The following is a 20,469-nucleotide window of genomic DNA, read 5'->3' on the forward strand; positions in this document are numbered from 1 at the left end:
ACGCAATAGCGCTGTGCGCCTGCCATGTCCCCGGCTAAACTTCGGGTTCATCAGCCAAAAAGCAGCTCATCATGCTTCGTTTATTATTCTGGATCGCAGTGATTGCCGCAGCAGTATGGTTCTGGCGCAAATACAAGGGCCAGGCTGCCGTACCCAAGTCATCTGCCGAACTGGAAGCGGCACCGATGGTCCGCTGTGCCCATTGCGGCGTGCACCTGCCTCGTGAGCGCGCCGTGAGTTTTCAACAACAGTGGTATTGCAGCCAGGCTCATCTGGAGCAAGGCCCCGGCTCCAGTGATCGCTGAGACGTCCAGTCACGGCGGCAAACAGGCCCAGCGACTGCTGCGCCTTTATCATCTCTACCGTTTGAGCATCGGCATTACCCTGGTGCTGCTGATTTCCAGCAACGTGGACAATCGGTTGCTGACGTCGGCCAATGACGACCTGCTGCGCAGTGGCAGCTGGCTGTACCTCGTGCTTAACATTCTGCTGGTGGTTTTCTTCGAGAACACCCGCCGCCCAGCGCAACTGTTCAGCCTGGCTCTTCTCGACGTCATGCTGCTGTGCTGTTTGTTCTACGCCGGCGGCGGTGTGGCCAGCGCCATTGGCAACTTGCTGATCGTCTCGGTGGCCATCAGCAATACGTTATTGCGAAGGCGCATAGGCCTGCTGATTGCCGCAATCGGCGCACTTGGCATCGTCGGCTCGAGTTTCCTGCTGAACCTCAGTCATCCCCCCAGTCCCAATGATTATTTACAGGTCGGCACCCTTGGCGCCCTGTGTTTTGCCGCGGCATTGCTGGTGCAAGGCCTGATCCGACGGGTGGAAGTCAGCGAAACCCTGGCGGAGCAGAAGGCCAGCGAAATCGTCGGACTGGAAGCACTCAATGCGCTGATCCTGCAACGCATGCGCACCGGTATTCTGGTGCTCGATGAGCAGCGACGCGTGCAATTGGCTAACCACAGCGCCCTGTCACTGCTCGGTAGCAGCCGCCTCGAAGGCTGCCTGATCGACGACCATTTCCCCGCTCTGGTCGAACGCCTGCACCTGTGGCTCAGCAATCCGACGCTGCGACCGCAAAGCCTGAGAATTGCCAACAGCGGCGTGGAGCTGCAACCGAGTTTCATTGCGCTGGACCCAAGCCCGCACCACCAGACACTGGTTTTTCTCGAAGACCTCGCCCAGATCGCCCAGCAAGCCCAACAATTGAAACTCGCCGCCTTGGGGCGTCTGACTGCCGGTATCGCCCATGAAATCCGCAACCCGTTGGGCGCCATCAGTCATGCCGCGCAGCTATTGCGAGAATCTGAGGAACTGAACAGCGCGGATCAACGTCTGACGCAGATTATTCAAGATCACTCTCAGCGAATGAATCGGGTTATCGAAAACGTCCTGCATCTGTCCCGCCGCCAGCAAACCGTTGCGCAACGGCTGAACCTGAAGCCGTGGCTGCAACAGTTCGTCACCGAAATCCGCGAGGGCGCAACCGAGCACCAGCAGATTCATCTGCACATCGCTGCCGGGGACTTCAAGACCCTGATGGACCCGAACCAGTTGAACCAGATTCTCGACAATCTGATACGCAATGCCTGGCGCCACAGTGCCCAGAACCACGATCAGGCGCAGGTCTGGCTTGAGCTGTTTATCGATCCCGATAGCCAGTTGCCAATCCTCGAAATCCTCGACGACGGCCCCGGTGTGGCCCCGGACCATCAAGCGCAACTGTTCGAGCCGTTCTTCACCACCAGCCACCAAGGCACTGGCCTGGGGCTTTATCTGTCCCGTGAGCTGTGCGAAAGCAACCAGGCCCGCCTAGATTTCAAACCACGCCAAGGCGGCTGCTTTCGCATCACCTTTGCTCACGGACGGAAACAAAGTTGAATACCAGCCCTCGGAAAAAAGTCCTGATCGTCGACGACGAACCGGACATCCGCGAACTCCTGGAAATCACCCTGGGACGGATGAAACTCGAAACCTGGAGCGCTCGTAACGCTGGCGAGGCCCTGGCCCTGCTGAAACGCGAGACGTTCGATCTGTGCCTGACCGACATGCGTCTGCCGGACGGTACAGGCCTGGGACTGGTACAGCACATCCAGCAACGCTACCCGCAAGTTCCGGTGGCCATGATCACCGCCTATGGCAGTGTCGATACCGCGATCAACGCCCTCAAGGCCGGCGCCTTCGACTTCCTCACCAAACCGGTGGACCTCACCCGCCTGAGAGAACTGGTCACCAGCGCCCTTCTTCTGCCCGCCCCCGGCATTGCCATCGATCGCCGCTTGCTGGGCGATTCATTGCCCATGCGCACCCTGCGCAAACAGATCGATAAACTGGCGCGCAGCCAGGCACCTGTATACATCAGCGGCGAGTCCGGCAGCGGCAAGGAGTTGGTTGCACGCCTGATCCATGACCGCGGGCCGCGCGCCAACCAACCTTTCGTTCCAGTCAATTGCGGAGCCATTCCCACGGAGCTGATGGAAAGCGAGTTTTTCGGCCATCGCAAAGGCAGCTTCAGCGGCGCCATCGAAGACAAACCCGGACTGTTTCAGGCTGCCCATGGCGGCACCCTGTTCCTCGACGAAGTGGCTGACCTGCCGCTACCGATGCAGGTGAAGCTGCTGCGGGCGATTCAGGAGAAAGCCGTACGCAGTGTTGGCGGGCAACAGGAAGTGGTGGTCGATGTGCGCATTCTTTGCGCCACCCACAAAGATCTCGCTGCCGAAGTCGCCGCCGAGCGCTTTCGCCAGGATTTGTACTACCGGTTGAACGTGATCGAGCTGCGGGTTCCGCCCTTGCGCGAACGTCGCGACGATATCGAACCGCTGACCAGTCATGTGCTCAAGCGCCTGGCCACCGACACCGGCCAACCCCTGGCAAAGCTTCACCCGCAAGCCCTCGATGCGCTGAAAAGCTACCGCTTTCCGGGCAATGTGCGGGAGCTGGAGAACATGCTCGAACGGGCTCACACGCTGTGCGAAAACAAACAGATCGAAGCCGGGGACCTGCGTCTGGTCGAAGGTAACTGTGCTGCTGAAGGGACCGTGCCGGACCTCACGCAGATCGACAATCTGGAGGCTTACCTGGAAAACGTCGAACGCCAGTTGATTCTTCAGGCCTTGGAGGAAACGCGCTGGAACCGCACGGCAGCGGCTCAGCGGTTAAATCTTTCGTTCAGATCGATGCGTTACAGACTGAAGAAGCTCGGGTTGGATTGAGGGCCCCTTCGCGAGCAAGCCCGCTCCCACATTGGATATGCGTTGGACACAAATGTGTACGACACAGATCCAATGTGGGAGCGGGCTTGCTCGCGAAAGCGATCTGACAGATGTCAAAAATCTCGAAACTAGATCCGCCCGGTCGGCGCATACGGCGCAGGATCAATAATCGGATCACGCCCCAACATCACATCGGCAAACAACTGACACGACGCCGGCGCCAGCACCAACCCATTGCGGAAATGCCCACAGTTAAGCCACAACCCGTCAAACCCCGGAACCCGGCCAATGTAGGGAATCCCCTCCGGCGAACCCGGCCTCAAACCGGCCCAATGCCCCACCACTTCGGCATTCGCCAGCGCTGGAATCAACTCCACCGCCGAGGCCTTGAGGCTTTCCAGCGCCGAGTCGGTGGGCGTCTTGTCATAGCCTTCGTGCTCCAGCGTACTGCCAACCAGGATGTGTCCGTCGCGGCGCGGGATCGCATAACGCCCCTTGGCCAACACCATGCTCGGCAGAAAATCCGCCGCGCACTTGTAGAGAATCATCTGCCCCTTCACCGGTTCGACTGGCAACTCAAGGCCCAGGCTTTTGAGTAAATCGCCACTCCAGGCGCCAGCAGTCAATACCACTTGATCGCCGTGGATCGCGCCAGTGGACGTCTGCACACCGACCACTTTTTCGTCCTCGCGAATAAACCCGCTGACTTCGCACTGCTCATGAATCGTAACGTTTGGCAGCGCCTGCAGCGCAGCCTTGAGGGATTTCACCAGCCGCGGATTGCGTACGTTGGCCACATCGGCCATGTAGATCGCCCGGGAAAAACCGCCACCCAGCACCGGCACCGCGTCGTGAGCCGCCGAGATATCCACAGCCCGCAACGGCCGATTCTCCCGCGCAGCCCAGGCCAGCGCCTCGGCTTCGTCATCCAGATCCAGCCAATAAAGGCCAGTGGTGTACACCTCGGGATCGACCCCGGTAGCGGCAAACAAGCGCTCGCCCAGTTGTGGATAAAAGTCTTGGGACCAATGGGCCAACGCAGTGACCGCCGAGTTGTAACGCCATGGATAGAGCGGCGATACGATGCCACCACCCGCCCAGGACGACTCCTGACCAACGTTCGAACGGTCCAGCAGCACAACGCTCTGCACTTCGGACGCGAGATTGAAGGCCGTCAGCAGACCGATTACCCCACCACCGACAATCACCACTTGCTGTTGCCTGGTCATATTCTGATCCAACCGATAAATAGACAAAGGACGCAAAGGCGCCCGAAAAGAAAACTCAGCGACCCCAGCAATCTTTGGTAGTCAGCCCGGCCGTGGCGTTGACCATGCTACGAACACCGGTATTGGCGATAGTGAAATCACCGCATTTGTCAGTGGCCATGCTTTTTCCAGCCTTACGCACCGCTGTCAGCAGGAAGGCCTGATCGGTCAACGTCGGCGTGATGGTGTAGTAGTCGTTGCCAGCGCTGAGACCGGTGACGCCCGTGTACACGTTGTTCTGTGAATAAAAACGCTCGAGGATCTGCGCCTGTTCGGAAAGCAAACCGGCCACTTCAGTACGACGCCCTTTGTTCAAATACTCGGTAAAATTCGGCATGGCAATGGTCATGACAATCCCGATGATTGCAATCACGATCATGATTTCGATCAGGGTAAAACCGCGGTTGGATCTGTGCATGCCTCAACTCTCGCTTACTGTATTTGTCGCCACATGATGCGACGGCTGCCGCCGGGGGATTTTTCCACCGGTGTGGTGATGCTGCCACTGGAATCGTTCACTATTTTGCGGGCGGCACCATCGATTGCGTTCGGGGTCGGGATGCCTCCGGTGAAGATCACGCCGTTGGACACCGCGTCGGGGCTGTCGATCACACCGTTGCCAGGGGTGCCGGGCACCGCATAATCGCGCATCTTACCGCTGAACGCATCGCGTTCGACCAGTTGCCAGTGCCGAAGTTTGCACAGGGGTCCGAGAGACTGGGCGTGACACCGCTACCACCGAAGCTCGGCTTGCAAGTGATGACGAGCGGCTCATAGGGCGAATCTGAAGGGGGAGCGCGCCGGCCGGCGCTGAGAGATACAGCCCCAGAACGATGCCGCTCAATAACCGCCAGAGTCCCGCGTGCCGTTCAGTACTTCGCATAAATGCTCTCCACCACACTGCGCGAATTGCCCGCGACGCCCACTGCGGTCACTCGATACAACGTTGCCGGGTGTTGCTCGGTACGTTGACTGCCGTCCGCGTCGGGCCAATGTTTTGCACGCCGTAAAAGCCATTGCCGGAAGCGATCCAGCTCACTCCAGAGGTCGAGTTGAAGCCAGCCGCATTAACGGTAGAGGACTCGGCTGGCGGTGCGCACTGGATAGTGCCGCTGCACTCCGCCAACGAATAGCTGTTGAGTTGCACCGCGCTTTCGCCAACACGCAATGCTGATTCCGCGGACTGGAATGACTGATTACGCAGGCTCACGCTGCCGGCCATTTTTTCCTGCAATGTCGCATTCTGCATCGATGAAATGCCGATCAGCGTCAACAGCAACAGGAACACGAGGCTGACCAGCAGGGCCATGCCGCGCTGGGAACAGGATGATGTGGAAGAAACACTCATTGGCCTTCCCCTCATGGCAGGCGGTTGCGCAAAGCGGCAACCACATTGAAGGTTTGATCGCTCACCCGATTGTTCGGATCGGTAAGGGTAAGGCTCAATCGAACGCTGCGTATGCGAGCCGGATCGGATGGGTTGCTGCTGTAACTGGAAGCGGCTGTATCAGCGGCGGAACTGGCGAGGCCGAAGCTCACGTTGAAGGCGCTGACGTTATCCGCCAGCACGCTTGGTTTTTGGGTATCGATCCCGGAAGCCATTATCAGCTGGCCGTTCTTGAAGCTGTAGATCAGCCGACGTATCGGAAACGCCAGCTGGCCCAAGGCAGGCGTCTGTAGGTTGGAGTATGCCGTGGCAGTGTTTCGACAATCGGAAATCACCGTCCAGGTCGGGACGCCTCCGCCGCTGCCGACATCTGCTGTCACCAGGGTCAACCTTTGGCTTGCGTTGTCCCAACTGATCGGAGTGACCTGGCTGGCGTTGAACCGCCGACCCAGGCTCGCATCGGTAATTTTCCCCAGACAGCCGAACATCCCGACCATGCGGATTTCCTGAATCATTTTGCTCAGCACGAAACGCGCATCCTCCTGCATGGCCGCAGCGCTGTTCTGGCTGAGATAAGTGTTTTTCGCGGCGATGAAAACCTGCACCACGCCCAACACCACGATCAGACTCAAAGCCAGGGCGATCAGCAGTTCGATGAGGCTGAAGCCTTTGTGGAACCGGTTCATGGCTTCGCCACCGGGTCGACGCTCGCGCGACTGGTGAGAACAAAACTGCGGCGGGCGTTGGCGCTGTTGGCGGCTCGGGAATCGTCCCAGGTGATGGTGATGGTGTACACGCGCTGGTTAAGGCTGATACTGCCGGTGGCCGTAGCGCCACCGAAATTGATGATATTACTGGTGAAATCGTAAAGGTCCTGGTCCCGGGCGATATTGGCGTTGCCCGAGGCGGGCGGTGTGACAGAGTAATCGGCGGCAGCGTTGGCGCGAATGCGGTCCATCATGTCGTAGGCGATAAAACTGGCCTGGCTGGTCATGCGCGCACTGTCGGTGTACTTCAGCGCATTCAATTGAATCGCCGCCGCCCCCAACAGCCCCACGCTCAAAATCAACAACGCCACCAGAACTTCGATCAACGTCATGCCGTCCTGTGCACGCTTGCTCCATTGCCTCATCCGCAACTTCCACCCAATAGAATTCGTCCGTTCAAACACACATTCAGCGTCCTGCTTTGCGCGCCTAGCCTGTAGCTGATCACCACCGCCGTGGACGGTGGCGACAAGCCACCCAGATCGTTGAAATCGATGGAGGTCACTCCTGAGGTTAGCGTCAGAGTCGCACCGCTGCTCATCGCTGGTACAACACGCAATACATTGGCTGAAGTGCCGGTACCGTCATACACAGACAACTCCTCCGTCCAGACGCTAGCGCCCGCAGTGGGTCGAATCCGAACAGTCACGCCTCGGTTGATAGCCTCCAGCCGGGCGAAATTCAGGCCACGTTGCAGATCGCCAATCTCGGTGTCGGCATGGGTAACTTGCGTAGAGCGGGTGAATGACGGGACAGCCAGGGTGATCAGGACCAGAAAAATCGCTATGGCGACCAGCAACTCGATCAGCGTGAAACCTTTTGTAGGATGATCAATCGGTGCCTTCCATTGCCGTCCGCTATACCTGCTCTCACGCGCTAAAACAATCGACCGCACAGGCGTGATTGTTATGCCAATACCCGTGCACGGATCGCACGAGCCAAACGCTCCAGGGAGGGATATGCAATGCATCAACGGGGTTTCAGCCTGATCGAATTACTGATGGGACTGACGATTGTCGGGATTGTTCTGCATTTGGTCAGTCCGGCATTTGCAGCCGTGATGGAGTCGAATTATCGCGAGGAAGCTGCGAGGTCACTTGTCAGTGGAATGCGCAGCGCAAGAAATGAAGCGATTTCACGTAACCAGACCGTCATGATTCATGGCATAGACGGCGACTGGAGCCAGGGTTGGCGGATCATTCTGGATGTGAGCGGCAAGGGCTTTGAGGACGACAGCAATCCGCTGCTGATGGAACGTCGCAGTGGCATTCGATTGCCTGTTTACGGCAATCGAAATGTCGGGACGTCCATACGCTTCAACAACTTTGGCCGTCCGCTAAGCGGAGGATTTTCATCAGGGACATTGCATATTTGCGCAGCACGCGAGCCGGTGAGCCTGCACCAGGTGGTGCTGGCGTCGAACGGTCGCGTCAGCCTGCGCAGCAGTAAAACCGAGCAGGCGTTATGCGTTGGCGGTGAAGACTCAGAGCAGGGAACGAACGCGTAGTTCTTTAGGCATGGAGAACGTGATGTTCTCTTCCCGACCCGCCAGCTCATCGGCGCCTGTCGCACCCCATGCCTGCAATTGCTGGATCACGCCACGCACCAGGACTTCCGGTGCGGAGGCGCCAGCGGTGATGCCGATTCGCTCGACTCCGTCGAACCAGCTCTTCTGCAGGTCTTCAGCACCATCGATCAGATAGGCCGGGGTGGACATGCGCTCGGCGAGTTCACGCAGGCGATTGGAGTTGGAACTGTTCGGGCTGCCGACCACCAGCACCACATCGCATTCATCGGCCAGTTGCTTGACCGCGTCCTGACGGTTTTGCGTGGCGTAGCAGATATCGTCCTTGCGTGGACCACCAATGGCCGGGAAACGCGCACGCAGGGCGTCGATGACGCGGCTGGTATCGTCCATGGACAGCGTGGTCTGGGTCACGAAAGCGAGTTTTTCCGGGTTGTGCACTTGCAACGCAGCGACGTCTTTTTCGTCTTCGACCAGATAGATCGCCCCGCCGTTGCTGGCATCGTACTGACCCATGGTGCCTTCGACTTCCGGGTGACCGGCGTGGCCGATGAGGATGCATTCACGACCGTCGCGGCTGTAGCGCGCGACTTCGATGTGCACCTTGGTCACCAGCGGGCATGTGGCATCGAACACTTTCAGGCCACGGCCGGTGGCTTCGGTACGCACAGCCTGGGAAACACCGTGAGCACTGAAGATCACGATCACGTCGTCCGGCACCTGATCCAGTTCCTCGACAAAGATCGCGCCACGGTTGCGCAGGTCTTCGACGACGAATTTGTTGTGCACCACTTCATGGCGCACATAGATCGGCGGCCCGAAGACTTCCAGGGCGCGGTTGACGATTTCGATCGCCCGGTCCACACCGGCGCAGAAGCCACGGGGGTTGGCGAGTTTGATTTGCATGCTGTGCCTCGTGTCTTGCGCCAGAAATTAGATCATTACAACCCGCTGTAGGAGCTGGCTTGCCAGCGAAGGGGCCCTTTGATTCACCGCAAGGTTTCAGCGCCTCTTCGCCGGCAAGCCGGCTCCTACAGAAAAGCGGTTACAACGCTTTGACCGAGATGATTTCCACGTCAAAGGTCAGCGTCTTGCCGGCCAGCGGATGGTTGAAGTCGATGGTCACTTGCGCGTCATCGAACTCTTTTACCACGCCGGGCAATTCAGTATTGGCCGCATCATTGAAGATCACCAGCAAACCCGGTGACAGGTCCATGTCCTGGAACTGTGAGCGCGGGATGATCTGCACGTTTTGCGGGTTGGGCTGGCCGAAAGCGTTTTCCGGCTCGATGTTCAGCGTACGCTTGTCGCCCGCCTTGAAACCGAACAGCGCCGCTTCGAAACCTGGGAGCAGGTTGCCATCACCGACCTTGAAGGTCGCCGGAGCCTTATCGAAGGTGCTGTCCACGGTGTCGCCATTCTCCAGGCGCAATGCGAAATGCAAGGTGACTTCCGTGTTCTGGCCGATACGTTGTTCAGCCAATACCTGTTCAGTCATGAACGGCTTCTCCGGTCTTTTTACTTTTGAACATATCCAGTGCCAGCATTACAGCGCCAACAGTGATAGCACTGTCGGCAAAGTTGAACGCAGGGAAGTACCAGCGGTTTTGCCAGTGCACCAGAATGAAATCGATCACATGGCCCAAGGCAATGCGGTCATACAGATTGCCGAGCGCGCCGCCCAGCACCAGCGCCAAAGCGACTGCCAGCCAGGTTTCGTTGCGCCCCAGGCGTTTGAGCCAGACCACCAGCACCGCACTGACCACGACCGCAATCAAGGCAAACAACCAGCGCTGCCAGCCAGAGCTATCGGCCAGGAAGCTGAACGCCGCGCCGGTGTTGTAGGCCAGGGTCCAGCTGAAGTAATCGGGGATCACCACGATCTGCTGGTACATCGCGAGCTTGCCTTCAAAGTAGAACTTGCTGGCCTGGTCGATGACCAGGACCAGCAAACTCAACCAGAGCCAGCTCAGCCGCCCAAAACGGCCAACGGCATTAGGCATAGTGGCGAACCTCACCAGCGCCGCTGATGTTGTCGACGCAACGACCGCAAATCTCCGGATGCTCCGGGTTCACGCCGACGTCTTCACGGCAGTGCCAGCAACGGGCGCACTTGGCATGGCTCGACTTGACCACTTTGAGCTTCAGACCGGCAACGTCGGTAACCACGGCGTCGGCCGGTGCCTGCACAAACGGTGCAACACTGGCGGTGGACGTGATCAGGACGAATCGCAGCTCGTTGCTCAGCTTGGCCAGATCGGCACTCAGGGCGTCTTCGGCGAACAGCGTTACTTCGGCTTGCAGGTTGCCACCGACGGCCTTGGCCGCGCGCTGGATTTCCATTTCCTTGTTGACCGCGACCTTGACCGCCATGATTCGATCCCAATACGCACGGTCCAGCTCGAAGCCTTCCGGCAGTTCGCTCAGGCCTTCGTACCAGGTATTGAGCATGACCGACTCATTGCGCTCGCCCGGCAGGTATTGCCACAGCTCGTCGGCGGTGAATGCCAGGATCGGCGCGATCCAGCGCACCAACGCTTCGCTGATGTGGAACAGCGCGGTTTGCGCCGAACGGCGAGCCTTGCTGTTGGCGCCAGTGGTGTACTGACGGTCCTTGATGATATCCAGGTAGAAACCGCCCAGCTCCTGCACGCAGAAGTTGTGGATCTTGGAGTAGACGTTCCAGAAGCGGTATTCGCTGTAGTGCTCTTGCAACTCGCGTTGCAGCAGCAGGGTGCGGTCCACGGCCCAACGGTCCAGTGCCAGCATTTCTTCGGCCGGCAAGAGGTCGGTAGCCGGGTTGAAACCGGTCAGGTTCGAGAGCAGGAAACGTGCGGTGTTACGGATACGCCGGTAGGCGTCCGCACTGCGTTGCAGAATCTGCTCGGAAACCGCCATTTCGCCCGAGTAATCGGTAGACGCCACCCACAGACGCATGATGTCGGCGCCCAGTGTGTCGTTGACCTTTTGCGGCGCAATCACGTTGCCCAACGACTTCGACATCTTGCGGCCGGACTCGTCAACGGTGAAACCGTGGGTCAGCAGCTCGCGATACGGTGCGTGGTTGTCGATAGCGCAGCCGGTCAGCAACGACGAATGGAACCAGCCGCGGTGCTGGTCCGAGCCTTCCAGGTACAGATCGGCACGTGGACCGGTTTCGTGGCCCATCGGGTGCGAACCGCGCAGGACGTGCCAGTGCGTGGTGCCCGAGTCGAACCAGACGTCCAGCGTGTCGCTGATCTTGTCGTACTGCGGCGCTTCATCGCCCAGCAGTTCGGCGGCGTCCAGCTTGAACCAGGCCTCGATGCCTTCGACTTCGACACGCTTGGCCACGATTTCCATCAGCTCGACGGTACGTGGGTGCAGCTCGCCGCTCTCCTTGTTCAGGAAGAACGGGATCGGCACGCCCCAGTTGCGCTGACGGGAGATGCACCAGTCCGGACGGTTGGCGATCATCGAGTGCAGGCGCGCCTGGCCCCAGGCCGGGACGAATTTGGTGTCTTCGATGGCTTTGATCGAGCGCTGGCGCAGGGTGTCGCCAGTGGTTGGCTGCTTGTCCATGCCGATGAACCACTGCGCGGTGGCGCGGTAGATCAGCGGCGTCTTGTGGCGCCAGCAGTGCATGTAGCTGTGTTCGATGATGGTGGTGTGCAGCAGCGCACCGACTTCGGTCAGTTTGTCGACGATGGCCGGGTTGGCCTTCCAGATGAACTGGCCGCCGAAAAATTCCAGCGAGGTCGCGTAAACACCGTTGCTTTGTACTGGATTGAGGATGTCATCGTTGACCATGCCGTATTTCTTGCAGGTCACGAAGTCGTCAACGCCGTAGGCCGGAGCGGAGTGAACCACGCCTGTGCCGGCGCCCAGTTCAACGTACTCGGCCAGATAAACTGGCGACAGGCGATCGTAGAACGGGTGACGGAAGTTAATCAGTTCCAGCTCTTTACCGGTGGTGGTCGCGATGACTGAACCTTCCAGGCTATAGCGGGCCAGGCACGACTCGACCAGCTCTTCAGCCAGCACCAGCAGCTTGTCGCCGACATCAACCAGGGCGTAGTTGAATTCCGGGTGGACGTTCAGCGCCTGGTTGGCCGGGATGGTCCACGGTGTGGTGGTCCAGATCACGATCGAAGCAGGCTTGGTCAGCGACGGCAGACCGAAGGCGGCAGCCAGTTTGGCTTCATCGGCAATCGGGAACGCCACGTCGATGGTCGAGGACTTCTTGTTCTCGTACTCGACTTCCGCTTCAGCCAGGGCCGAACCGCAGTCAAAGCACCAGTTCACAGGCTTGAGGCCTTTGAACACGAAACCGCCCTTGACGATTTCGGCCAAGGCGCGGATTTCACCGGCCTCGTTCTTGAAGTCCATGGTCTTGTACGGGTTGGCGAAGTCGCCCAACACGCCCAGACGGATGAATTCGGATTTCTGGCCTTCGATCTGCTCGGTGGCGTAGGCCCGGCACAGTTCGCGGGTCTTGTCCGCGCCCAGGTTCTTGCCGTGGGTCACTTCGACCTTGTGCTCGATCGGCAGACCGTGGCAGTCCCAGCCCGGAACATACGGCGCATCGAAGCCCGACAGGGTCTTCGAGCGGATGATCATGTCCTTGAGAATCTTGTTCAGTGCATGACCGATGTGAATCGTGCCGTTGGCGTATGGAGGGCCGTCGTGCAGGACGAACTTCGGACGATCCTTGCCAATTTCGCGCAACTTTCCGTACAGGCCAATGCTGTCCCAGCGCTGCAGAATCTGCGGTTCGCGCTGAGGCAGGCCGGCCTTCATTGGGAAGGCGGTGTCCGGAAGGTTTAGCGTGGCTTTATAGTCGGTCATTTAAGGCTCTTCATTAGCGATGGGCGCTAGGTGCGGCTAGTGCACGGGCGGCGGCGACATCCGCGTTGATCGCCGTTTTCAGCGCCTCCAGAGAGGCGAAACGCTGCTCTTCACGCAGCTTGTGGTGGAAAACCACCGTCAAACGCCGGTCATACAGATCGCCGGCAAAATCTAAAAGGTGTACTTCGAGGTGGGCTTTGCCATCTCCCTGGACGGTAGGGCGAACGCCGATATTGGCGACGCCTGGCCAGGTCTTGCCGTCGATGTCGACGTTGACCAGATAAACCCCGGTCAACGGTACGCGACGACGCTTGAGTTGAATGTTGGCGGTGGGCGTACCCAGCTGCCGCGCCAGCTTCTGGCCGTGCAGCACGCGACCGGCAATCCGGTACGGGCGGCCGAGCAGACGTTCGGCCAGGACAAAGTCAGCGGCGGCCAGTGCATTACGCACCTGGGTGCTGCTGACCCGGATGCCGTCCAGCTCGACGGTCTGCGCCGCTTCGACGGTAAAGCCCTGCATGACGCCGGCCTGTTGCAGGAAATCGAAATCCCCTACCCGGTCACAGCCGAAACGAAAGTCGTCACCGACTTCAAGGTGCTGCACGCCGAGGCCATCCACCAGAATGGTATCGACAAATTCGCTGGCACTGAGCTTGCTCAGACGCTGATTGAACGCCAGGCACAGGACCCGGTCGACACCTTCGGCGGCCAGCAACTGCAGCTTGTCCCGCAGCCGGGCCAGACGCGCGGGCGCCGTATCGGGTGCGAAGAACTCCCTTGGCTGCGGTTCGAAAATCACCACGCAGCTGGGCACGCCCAACTCGAGCGCACGTTCACGCAGCCGCGCCAGGATGGCCTGGTGGCCACGGTGTACACCGTCAAAGTTGCCAATAGTGGCGACGCAGCCCCGATGCTGGGGGCGCAGATTGTGGAGGCCTCGAACCAGCTGCATAACGCGCTTCTTGCTCATAAAGTGGTCGATTATAACCACACCCGGCGGCCGACGACAGGCAACACCGCAACCCAAAGTAATCGAGCCGACAAAAATGCCGGCCCGCCCGTGCTTATCGAGGTTTTATCCTCAGCCCAGCGCTTGGCGATTGAAGTCGCGCAAACGGAAGCCCATCAACACTAACATGCCGAAATACGCCACCACACCGGCGGCCACCAAGGCGCCCAGGCGCAGGAAACGCTCAAGCATATGCCCCTCGCCCCAGGCCGGCATGAAGTGCATCCCGACCAGCAGCACGCCGGACATCACGGCCACCGCGATCACCAGCTTGAAGCCGAACTTCGCCCAACCCGGTTGCGGCTGGTACATCTGCTGCTTGCGCAGTTGATAGAAAAGCAGCCCGGCATTGAGACAGGCCCCAGCACTGATGGCGAGCGCCAGGCCGGCGTGAGCCAGCGGGCCGATCAGTACGAGGTTGAACAACTGCGTGACGACCAAGGTGAAAATCGCGATTTTTACCGGAGTTCGGATGTTTTGTTGCGCATAAAAGCCTGGCGCCAGCACTTTAATTACAATAATTCCGAGTAACCCGACCGAGTAGGCGATCAGCGCTCGCTGGGTCATGGCCGCGTCAAAAGCATTGAACTGACCGTACTGGAACAATGAAACCGTCAGTGGTTCGGCCAGAATCCCCAACGCCAGTGCGCAAGGCAATACCAGCACGAAACACAGACGCAGACCCCAATCGAGGATGCGCGAATATTCCTGACGATCCTTGTTGGCGTAGGTCTTGGCCAGGGTCGGCAGCAGAATCGTCCCCAATGCCACGCCCAATACGCCGGACGGCAGCTCCATCAAGCGATCGGCGTAGTACATCCAGGATACGGAACCGGCGACCAGGAACGAGGCAAAAATGGTGTTGATGATCAGCGAAATCTGACTCACCGACACCCCGAGGATCGCCGGCAGCATCTGCTTCATCACGCGCCAGACGCCACTGTCACGCACGTTCAGGCGCGGCAGCACCAGCATGCCGATTTTTTTCAGGTGTGGCAGCTGATAGAGCAACTGTGCCAGGCCGCCCACCAGAACCGCCCAACCCAGCGCCATCACTGGCGGATTGAAATATGGCGTCAGGAACAGCGCAAAAACAATCATGCTTACGTTAAGCAGTGTCGGCACGAAGGCCGGCACCGAAAAACGGTTGTACGTATTGAGAATCGCGCCTGCCAGTGAAGACAGTGAAATCAGCAAAATATAGGGAAAGGTCACCCGTAACAGACTGGAGGTCAGTTCGAATTTTTCCGGGGTGTCGGCGAAACCCGGCGCCGTCACCCAGATGACCCACGGTGCGGCAAGCATGCCCAACACCGTCACCAGCGCCAAAACCAGCGTTAACAAGCCCGAGACATAGGCAATAAACGTTCGCGTCGCCTCTTCACCCTTCTGGGTTTTATATTCGGCAAGAATCGGCACGAACGCCTGGGAAAACGCCCCTTCGGCGAAGATGCGTCGCAACAGATTGGGCAATTTAAAGGCGATAAAGAAGGCGTCGGTCGCCATTCCCGCGCCAAATGCGCGCGCAATAAGGGTGTCACGAACAAACCCGAGAACCCGGGAAAGCATCGTGATAGAGCTGACGGCGGCCAACGATTTGAGCAGATTCATTGAAAGAGTTTGTGCCTGTCGATAAACAGCAGGCGAACTACGCGCCTACTTATGCGATACTCCGCGCCGCAACAGCACAGAGCCAAAGCTCGCGAGTTTACAGGTCACACGCCGGAAAGAAATATCCCGCGCAGACGACCTCATGAAAACGTGACGAGCGAAGGCAAGACAAGGCGAAAGCAGGCGAGAAAGCGGAGTTGACGAACGTCAATGAGCATTTCGAGCCTGCTTTCAACGCTGTATTGCCGAGCGCAGTAGTTTTCATGGGGTCGGGGCCGACCACTTAGCGGAACGTTTCCTCCGCCCTTGACAAGACTTCAACTCATCGGCATGATTCGCGGCCTATTTTGTTTGCTATTTCCTAAAAAGTCTTTCGAGGAGCTCGACGGTGGCCAACTCACCTTCCGCCAAAAAACGTGCAAAACAGGCTGAGAAGCGTCGCAGCCACAACGCCAGCCTGCGTTCCATGGTTCGTACCTACATCAAGAATGTAGTTAAGGCCATCGACGCAAAAGACGCTGCTAAAGCTCAAGCTGCTTACGTTCTGGCTGTGCCAGTTATCGACCGTATGGCCGATAAAGGCATCATCCACAAGAACAAAGCCGCTCGCCATAAGAGCCGCTTGAATGGCCACGTAAAGGCCCTGAACGTTGCCGCTGCTGCCTAAGCGACACGCTCATTAAAAAACCGACCTCAGGGTCGGTTTTTTATTGCCTGCAATTTGGTGAATTCAGCGCAAAAATATGTGGGAGCGGCGGTGCGACGATTCGACTTGCTCGCGAAAGCCCACTTTCAGCCACATCAATGCTGAATGTTAAACCGCATTCGCGAGCAAGCCCGCTCCCACATTTCGTACTGCGCGAGACTATTGAGCGTTCGCCCACGGCAAAATCGGAATTGCCGTCACCGCATTCTGCGGACTACCTTCGATCAAACGATCGCTGTAGACCAGATAAACCAGTGTATTGCGCTTTTTGTCGAGGAAACGCACCACCTGCATGGTCTTGAACACCAGGGATGTGCGCTCCTTGAACACCTCGTCACCATCCTTCAGCTCACCCTTAAAGCGAATGGGCCCGACCTGACGACAAGCAATCGAAGCCTCGGCACGGTCCTCAGCCAATCCCAGACCACCCTTCACACCACCAGTCTTGGCGCGCGAAAGATAGCAGGTCACACCCTCAACCTTCGGATCATCGAACGCCTCGATGATAATCCGGTCGTTCGGACCGACGAATTTGAACACCGTAGACACCTGGCCAATTTCCTCAGCCGAAGCCAACAGCGGTATCGCCAGCAGCAACCCCAACAATCCTTTTGCCACGCGCATGGAGGTATTCCTTCAGACCAGGATCAGGTTATCGCGATGAACCAGTTCCGGCTCAGCCATGTAACCCAACAAACCGACAATCGCATCAGACGACTGACCGATGATTTTTTGTGCCTCCAGCGCACTGTAGTTGGCCAGGCCACGAGCGATCTCTCGACCGTCCGGCGCCACGCAAACTACCATCTCGCCACGACGAAAGCTGCCCTGGACCAATTTCACACCCACGGGCAGCAAACTCTTGTTGCCCTGGGACAACGCCGTCACTGCACCCGCATCCAGCACCAACGTGCCACGGGTTTGCAAATGCCCAGCCAGCCACTGCTTGCGCGCCGCCAACATGCCGCGCTCTGGCGAAAGCAAGGTGCCGATGCGCTCACCCGCCTTCAGGCGATCCAGTACGCGCTCAAGGCGCCCACCGACGATGATCGTATGCGCGCCGGAACGCGCCGCCAGACGCGCAGCGCGCAATTTGGTCTGCATGCCACCGCGCCCCAGCGCACCACCGGTACCGCCCGCCACCGCATCAAGCGCCGGATCATCGGCGCGCGCCTCGTAAATCAGCTGAGCATCCGGATTGTTGCGCGGATCGGCGTCAAACATGCCATCGCGATCCGTCAGGATCACCAGCAAGTCCGCCTCGACCAGATTGGCCACCAGCGCCGCCAGCGTATCGTTGTCGCCGAAACGGATTTCGTCGGTGACCACGGTGTCGTTCTCGTTGATCACCGGAATAACCTTCAGCTCGACCAGAGCGCGCAAGGTACTGCGGGCGTTCAAGTAGCGCTTGCGGTCGGACAGATCATCGTGGGTCAGCAGAATCTGCGCGGTGTGCCGGCCATGCTCAGCAAAGCTCGACTCCCAGGCCTGCACCAACCCCATCTGACCGATTGCAGCCGCGGCCTGGAGTTCATGCATCGCACTGGGTCGCGAGGTCCAGCCCAGACGGCTCATACCTGCCGCCACCGCCCCGGAGGACACCAGCACCAGCTCGACACCCGCCTCATGCAAGGCCACCATCTGCTCTACCCAGACACCCATTGCCGCGCGATCCAGACCCTTGCCGTCCGCCGTCAGCAAAGCGCTGCCGATTTTCACGACCCAACGCTGCGCACCTGTCACCTTGCTCCGCATCATCTTCAACCTTAGCTTGAGGGCAGCGCGACACAACGCTGCCCGTGACGTTATTCGTGACTAACGATTTCCAGATACTAAAACGCCGCTCGATTGAGCGGCGCTTAAGTTTATCGCAACGAATCAGTCACGCACGTAAATGATTTCCGGACCATCTTCGTCATCCACATCTTCTTCATCCCAATCATCGTCACCGATGTCGTGGACCGACTTCACGCCGCTGCGACGCAGGGCACGCTGATCATCCAACGCCTGCAGCTGGGCACGGGCTTCATCTTCGATGCGCTGATCGAGCTCGGCCAACTCTTCTTTGTAGGCCGGGTCGTTAGCCAGACGATCAGCACGATCTTCCAGGTAACGCATGATGTCGTGACACAGACGCTCGGTGTTCTGCTTGGCGATGGCCGAGATCACGTAAACCGGACCCGTCCACTCCAGACGATCAACGATTTCCTTGACGCGAGCATCGTGCTCTTCATCAAGGATCTGATCACATTTGTTCAGGATCAGCCAGCGATCACGCTCCGCCAAGGACGGGCTGAACTTGGTCAGCTCGTTGACGATGACCTCTGCAGCATCCGGAGCACTGGTTTCATCCAGTGGCGCCATGTCGACGAGGTGCAGCAGCAGACGCGTACGCGACAAGTGCTTGAGGAAGCGAATCCCCAGACCTGCACCATCGGAAGCGCCTTCGATCAGACCCGGAATGTCCGCAACCACGAAGCTTTTCCAACGATCGACGCTGACCACGCCCAGGTTTGGCACCAGCGTGGTGAACGGATAGTCGGCGACTTTCGGCTTGGCGGCGGATACCGAACGGATAAAGGTACTTTTGCCAGCGTTTGGCAATCCCAGCAGACCCACGTCTGCCAGCACTTTCATTTCCAGCTTGAGGTCACGCTGCTCGCCCGGCTTGCCCGGCGTAGTCTGGCGTGGCGCCCGATTGGTACTGGATTTGAAACGGGTATTACCCAGACCGTGCCAGCCGCCATGAGCAACCAACAATTTCTGGCCAGCCTTGGTCAGGTCACCGATCACTTCTTGAGTCGCGGAGTCGATCACCGTGGTGCCAACCGGCACACGCAGCACCAACTCTTCACCTTTCTTGCCGGTGCAGTCGGTGCTGCCGCCGTTGGAGCCACGCTCAGCATCGAAGTGACGGGTGTAACGGTAGTCCACCAGGGTGTTGAGGTTTTCGTCGGCGATCATGTAGACCGAGCCACCATCACCGCCATCACCACCGTTCGGACCACCGTTTTCGATGAATTTTTCGCGACGGAAACTCATGCAACCGTTACCGCCGTCGCCAGCCTTTACTCGAATCGATACTTCATCAACAAACTTCATAACAAAACGCCTCTCGCCATACGGACGAGCCGAAAAAACCAAGACATAAGACTCTTGCAAAAATGAGCGCAGCGACCTCAATCAACGACCGCAAAAACCAGCGCCGGCAGCCCATACAAACAGTTTTGCAAGAGACTCACCCCACAAACGAAAAAGCCCCGTCGCGAGACAGGGCTTTTCCAGCATCTACGTAATTATGCCGCGACGACTTCAGTCTTCGGGACAATGCTCACGTAACGGCGATTGAAAGCGCCTTTTACTTCGAACTTGATCACGCCGTCGATTTTAGCGAACAGAGTGTGATCTTTACCCATGCCAACACCGTAACCGGCGTGGAATTGGGTGCCGCGCTGACGCACGATGATGTTGCCCGGAATGATAACCTGGCCGCCATACATCTTCACGCCAAGGCGTTTGGCTTCTGAGTCGCGACCGTTACGGGTACTACCACCAGCTTTTTTGTGTGCCATGAGTCAATTCTCCTAGTGAGGAATTAGGCTGAAATTAAGCCTGAATACCGGTGATTTTGATCTCGGTGTACCACTGGCGGTGGCCCATACGCTTCATGTGGTGCTTACGACGACGGAACTTGATGATGCGGACTTTATCGTGACGACCTTGGGAGATCACTTCAGCCACAACGGTAGCGCCGGCAACAACTGGAGCGCCGATATTCACGTCGTCGCCATTGGCAACCAACAGAACGCGATCAAAAGTAACGGATTCGCCGGTAGCGATTTCCAGTTTTTCGATCTTCAGGTATTCACCCGGGGCGACCTTGTATTGCTTGCCGCCAGTAACGATTACTGCATAAGACATGGTATTTCTCCGATAATCCTGCTCACCCAGCTCTTTATAAGAAGAGGTATTGGCTGGCATGGCTGCATTGGGCTGGAAGGCCCGTTTGCAATTGCGTAAGGCAGGTGCTGCCCAGGAAGTTCAGGGTGCGCGATTGTACGCAAGGCACGAGCGCCTTGCAATAGGCCGTCCATCGCGCCTTGACAGGCCCGAACGTGGGTCCTAGCATGCCGCGCAACCCTTCTGGAGCGACT

At 58.4% G+C, this 20,469-nt stretch carries 21 protein-coding genes and 2 pseudogenes; 5 read left to right on the forward strand and 18 right to left on the reverse strand.

Going from position 1 to position 20,469, the window contains the following annotated elements; translation table 11 throughout:
- The first annotated feature begins 71 nt into the window (after window positions 1-71).
- Genes CES87_RS09390 through CES87_RS09400 form a run of 3 tightly spaced genes read left to right on the forward strand, consistent with a single transcriptional unit; the run spans window position 72 to window position 3,215 of the window.
- The gene (locus tag CES87_RS09390; RefSeq protein WP_128605918.1) at window positions 72-305 is read left to right on the forward strand and encodes a PP0621 family protein; all 234 of its coding nucleotides are present in this window, start codon (window positions 72-74) and stop codon (window positions 303-305) included.
- Window positions 295-1,881, forward strand: coding sequence for a PAS domain-containing sensor histidine kinase (locus CES87_RS09395; RefSeq protein WP_128605919.1), 1,587 nt, complete (start codon window positions 295-297; stop codon window positions 1,879-1,881). The genes CES87_RS09390 and CES87_RS09395 overlap by 11 nt, the downstream gene beginning before the upstream one ends.
- Complete coding sequence (locus CES87_RS09400; protein WP_128605920.1) at window positions 1,878-3,215, forward strand: sigma-54 dependent transcriptional regulator; 1,338 nt, start codon at window positions 1,878-1,880, stop codon at window positions 3,213-3,215. Before CES87_RS09395 ends, CES87_RS09400 begins: the two co-directional genes overlap by 4 nt.
- Before the next feature lie 128 nt (window positions 3,216-3,343).
- Here CES87_RS09400 and thiO read toward each other — a convergent pair whose 3' ends face one another.
- The 7 genes and pseudogenes from thiO to CES87_RS09440 form a co-directional block, all read right to left on the reverse strand.
- A complete protein-coding gene (gene thiO / locus CES87_RS09410) occupies window positions 3,344-4,444 on the reverse strand; it encodes a glycine oxidase ThiO (RefSeq protein WP_128605922.1) in 1,101 nt (366 codons plus the stop codon).
- Window positions 4,445-4,499: 55 nt separating this feature from the next.
- Window positions 4,500-4,901: a type IV pilin protein gene (locus tag CES87_RS09415; RefSeq protein WP_128605923.1), complete on the reverse strand. Its 402-nt coding sequence runs from the start codon at window positions 4,899-4,901 to the stop codon at window positions 4,500-4,502.
- A 14-nt stretch (window positions 4,902-4,915) separates the two neighbouring features.
- Window positions 4,916-5,193, reverse strand: a pseudogene (locus CES87_RS09420) (pilus assembly protein PilY); the annotation flags it as partial.
- 159 nt (window positions 5,194-5,352) lie between these two features.
- A pseudogene (locus CES87_RS09425) lies at window positions 5,353-5,831 on the reverse strand (PilX N-terminal domain-containing pilus assembly protein).
- Between the two features lie 11 nt (window positions 5,832-5,842).
- Window positions 5,843-6,556 (reverse strand): PilW family protein, encoded by a 714-nt coding sequence (locus CES87_RS09430; protein WP_128605924.1) that lies wholly within the window; start codon window positions 6,554-6,556, stop codon window positions 5,843-5,845.
- On the reverse strand, window positions 6,553-7,002 hold the full coding sequence (gene pilV / locus CES87_RS09435) for a type IV pilus modification protein PilV (RefSeq protein WP_128605925.1): 450 nt from the start codon (window positions 7,000-7,002) through the stop codon (window positions 6,553-6,555). The genes CES87_RS09430 and pilV overlap by 4 nt, the downstream gene beginning before the upstream one ends.
- Window positions 6,999-7,472, reverse strand: a complete 474-nt coding sequence (locus CES87_RS09440) for a GspH/FimT family protein (RefSeq protein ID WP_128606104.1) — start codon at window positions 7,470-7,472, stop codon at window positions 6,999-7,001. The genes pilV and CES87_RS09440 overlap by 4 nt, the downstream gene beginning before the upstream one ends.
- A 129-nt stretch (window positions 7,473-7,601) precedes the next feature.
- Between CES87_RS09440 and CES87_RS09445 the strand changes: the two genes are divergently transcribed.
- The gene (locus CES87_RS09445; RefSeq protein WP_128605926.1) at window positions 7,602-8,144 is read left to right on the forward strand and encodes a GspH/FimT family protein; all 543 of its coding nucleotides are present in this window, start codon (window positions 7,602-7,604) and stop codon (window positions 8,142-8,144) included.
- Here CES87_RS09445 and ispH read toward each other — a convergent pair.
- The 6 genes from ispH to murJ form a co-directional block, all read right to left on the reverse strand.
- On the reverse strand, window positions 8,121-9,068 hold the full coding sequence (gene ispH, locus CES87_RS09450) for a 4-hydroxy-3-methylbut-2-enyl diphosphate reductase (RefSeq protein WP_128605927.1): 948 nt from the start codon (window positions 9,066-9,068) through the stop codon (window positions 8,121-8,123). The genes CES87_RS09445 and ispH overlap by 24 nt on opposite strands.
- Window positions 9,069-9,207: 139 nt before the next feature.
- Window positions 9,208-9,645 carry an FKBP-type peptidyl-prolyl cis-trans isomerase gene (gene fkpB / locus CES87_RS09455; protein ID WP_178081412.1) on the reverse strand — a complete coding sequence of 146 codons (438 nt, stop codon included), beginning with the start codon at window positions 9,643-9,645 and terminating at the stop codon, window positions 9,208-9,210.
- Window positions 9,646-9,652: 7 nt separating this feature from the next.
- Window positions 9,653-10,165, reverse strand: coding sequence for a signal peptidase II (gene lspA, locus CES87_RS09460; RefSeq protein WP_128605929.1), 513 nt, complete (start codon window positions 10,163-10,165; stop codon window positions 9,653-9,655).
- On the reverse strand, window positions 10,158-12,989 hold the full coding sequence (gene ileS / locus CES87_RS09465) for an isoleucine--tRNA ligase (RefSeq protein WP_128605930.1): 2,832 nt from the start codon (window positions 12,987-12,989) through the stop codon (window positions 10,158-10,160). The genes lspA and ileS overlap by 8 nt, the downstream gene beginning before the upstream one ends.
- Window positions 12,990-13,002: 13 nt before the next feature.
- Window positions 13,003-13,941, reverse strand: coding sequence for a bifunctional riboflavin kinase/FAD synthetase (gene ribF, locus CES87_RS09470; protein ID WP_178081409.1), 939 nt, complete (start codon window positions 13,939-13,941; stop codon window positions 13,003-13,005).
- A gap of 129 nt (window positions 13,942-14,070) precedes the next feature.
- Window positions 14,071-15,609 (reverse strand): murein biosynthesis integral membrane protein MurJ, encoded by a 1,539-nt coding sequence (murJ, locus tag CES87_RS09475; protein WP_128605932.1) that lies wholly within the window; start codon window positions 15,607-15,609, stop codon window positions 14,071-14,073.
- A gap of 388 nt (window positions 15,610-15,997) precedes the next feature.
- On the opposite strand from murJ, the gene rpsT reads away from it, so the two are divergent.
- Window positions 15,998-16,276 carry a 30S ribosomal protein S20 gene (gene rpsT, locus CES87_RS09485; protein ID WP_007970922.1) on the forward strand — a complete coding sequence of 93 codons (279 nt, stop codon included), beginning with the start codon at window positions 15,998-16,000 and terminating at the stop codon, window positions 16,274-16,276.
- Window positions 16,277-16,474: 198 nt separating this feature from the next.
- On the opposite strand, the gene CES87_RS09490 is transcribed toward rpsT, so the two are convergent.
- From CES87_RS09490 to rplU, 5 genes are all read right to left on the reverse strand, one after another.
- Window positions 16,475-16,939 carry a CreA family protein gene (locus CES87_RS09490; protein ID WP_128605933.1) on the reverse strand — a complete coding sequence of 155 codons (465 nt, stop codon included), beginning with the start codon at window positions 16,937-16,939 and terminating at the stop codon, window positions 16,475-16,477.
- Window positions 16,940-16,951: 12 nt separating this feature from the next.
- A complete protein-coding gene (gene proB / locus CES87_RS09495; RefSeq protein ID WP_077047080.1) occupies window positions 16,952-18,070 on the reverse strand; it encodes a glutamate 5-kinase in 1,119 nt (372 codons plus the stop codon).
- A 123-nt stretch (window positions 18,071-18,193) separates the two neighbouring features.
- Window positions 18,194-19,417 (reverse strand): Obg family GTPase CgtA, encoded by a 1,224-nt coding sequence (cgtA, locus tag CES87_RS09500; protein ID WP_128605934.1) that lies wholly within the window; start codon window positions 19,415-19,417, stop codon window positions 18,194-18,196.
- A 194-nt stretch (window positions 19,418-19,611) separates the two neighbouring features.
- Window positions 19,612-19,887, reverse strand: a complete 276-nt coding sequence (rpmA, locus tag CES87_RS09505) for a 50S ribosomal protein L27 (RefSeq protein WP_003215862.1) — start codon at window positions 19,885-19,887, stop codon at window positions 19,612-19,614.
- Between the two features lie 34 nt (window positions 19,888-19,921).
- The gene (rplU, locus tag CES87_RS09510; protein WP_003176051.1) at window positions 19,922-20,236 is read right to left on the reverse strand and encodes a 50S ribosomal protein L21; all 315 of its coding nucleotides are present in this window, start codon (window positions 20,234-20,236) and stop codon (window positions 19,922-19,924) included.
- Between the last annotated feature and the right edge of the window lie 233 nt (window positions 20,237-20,469).

This window comes from Pseudomonas sp. ERMR1:02, assembly GCF_002277815.1.
GTDB lineage: Bacteria > Pseudomonadota > Gammaproteobacteria > Pseudomonadales > Pseudomonadaceae > Aquipseudomonas.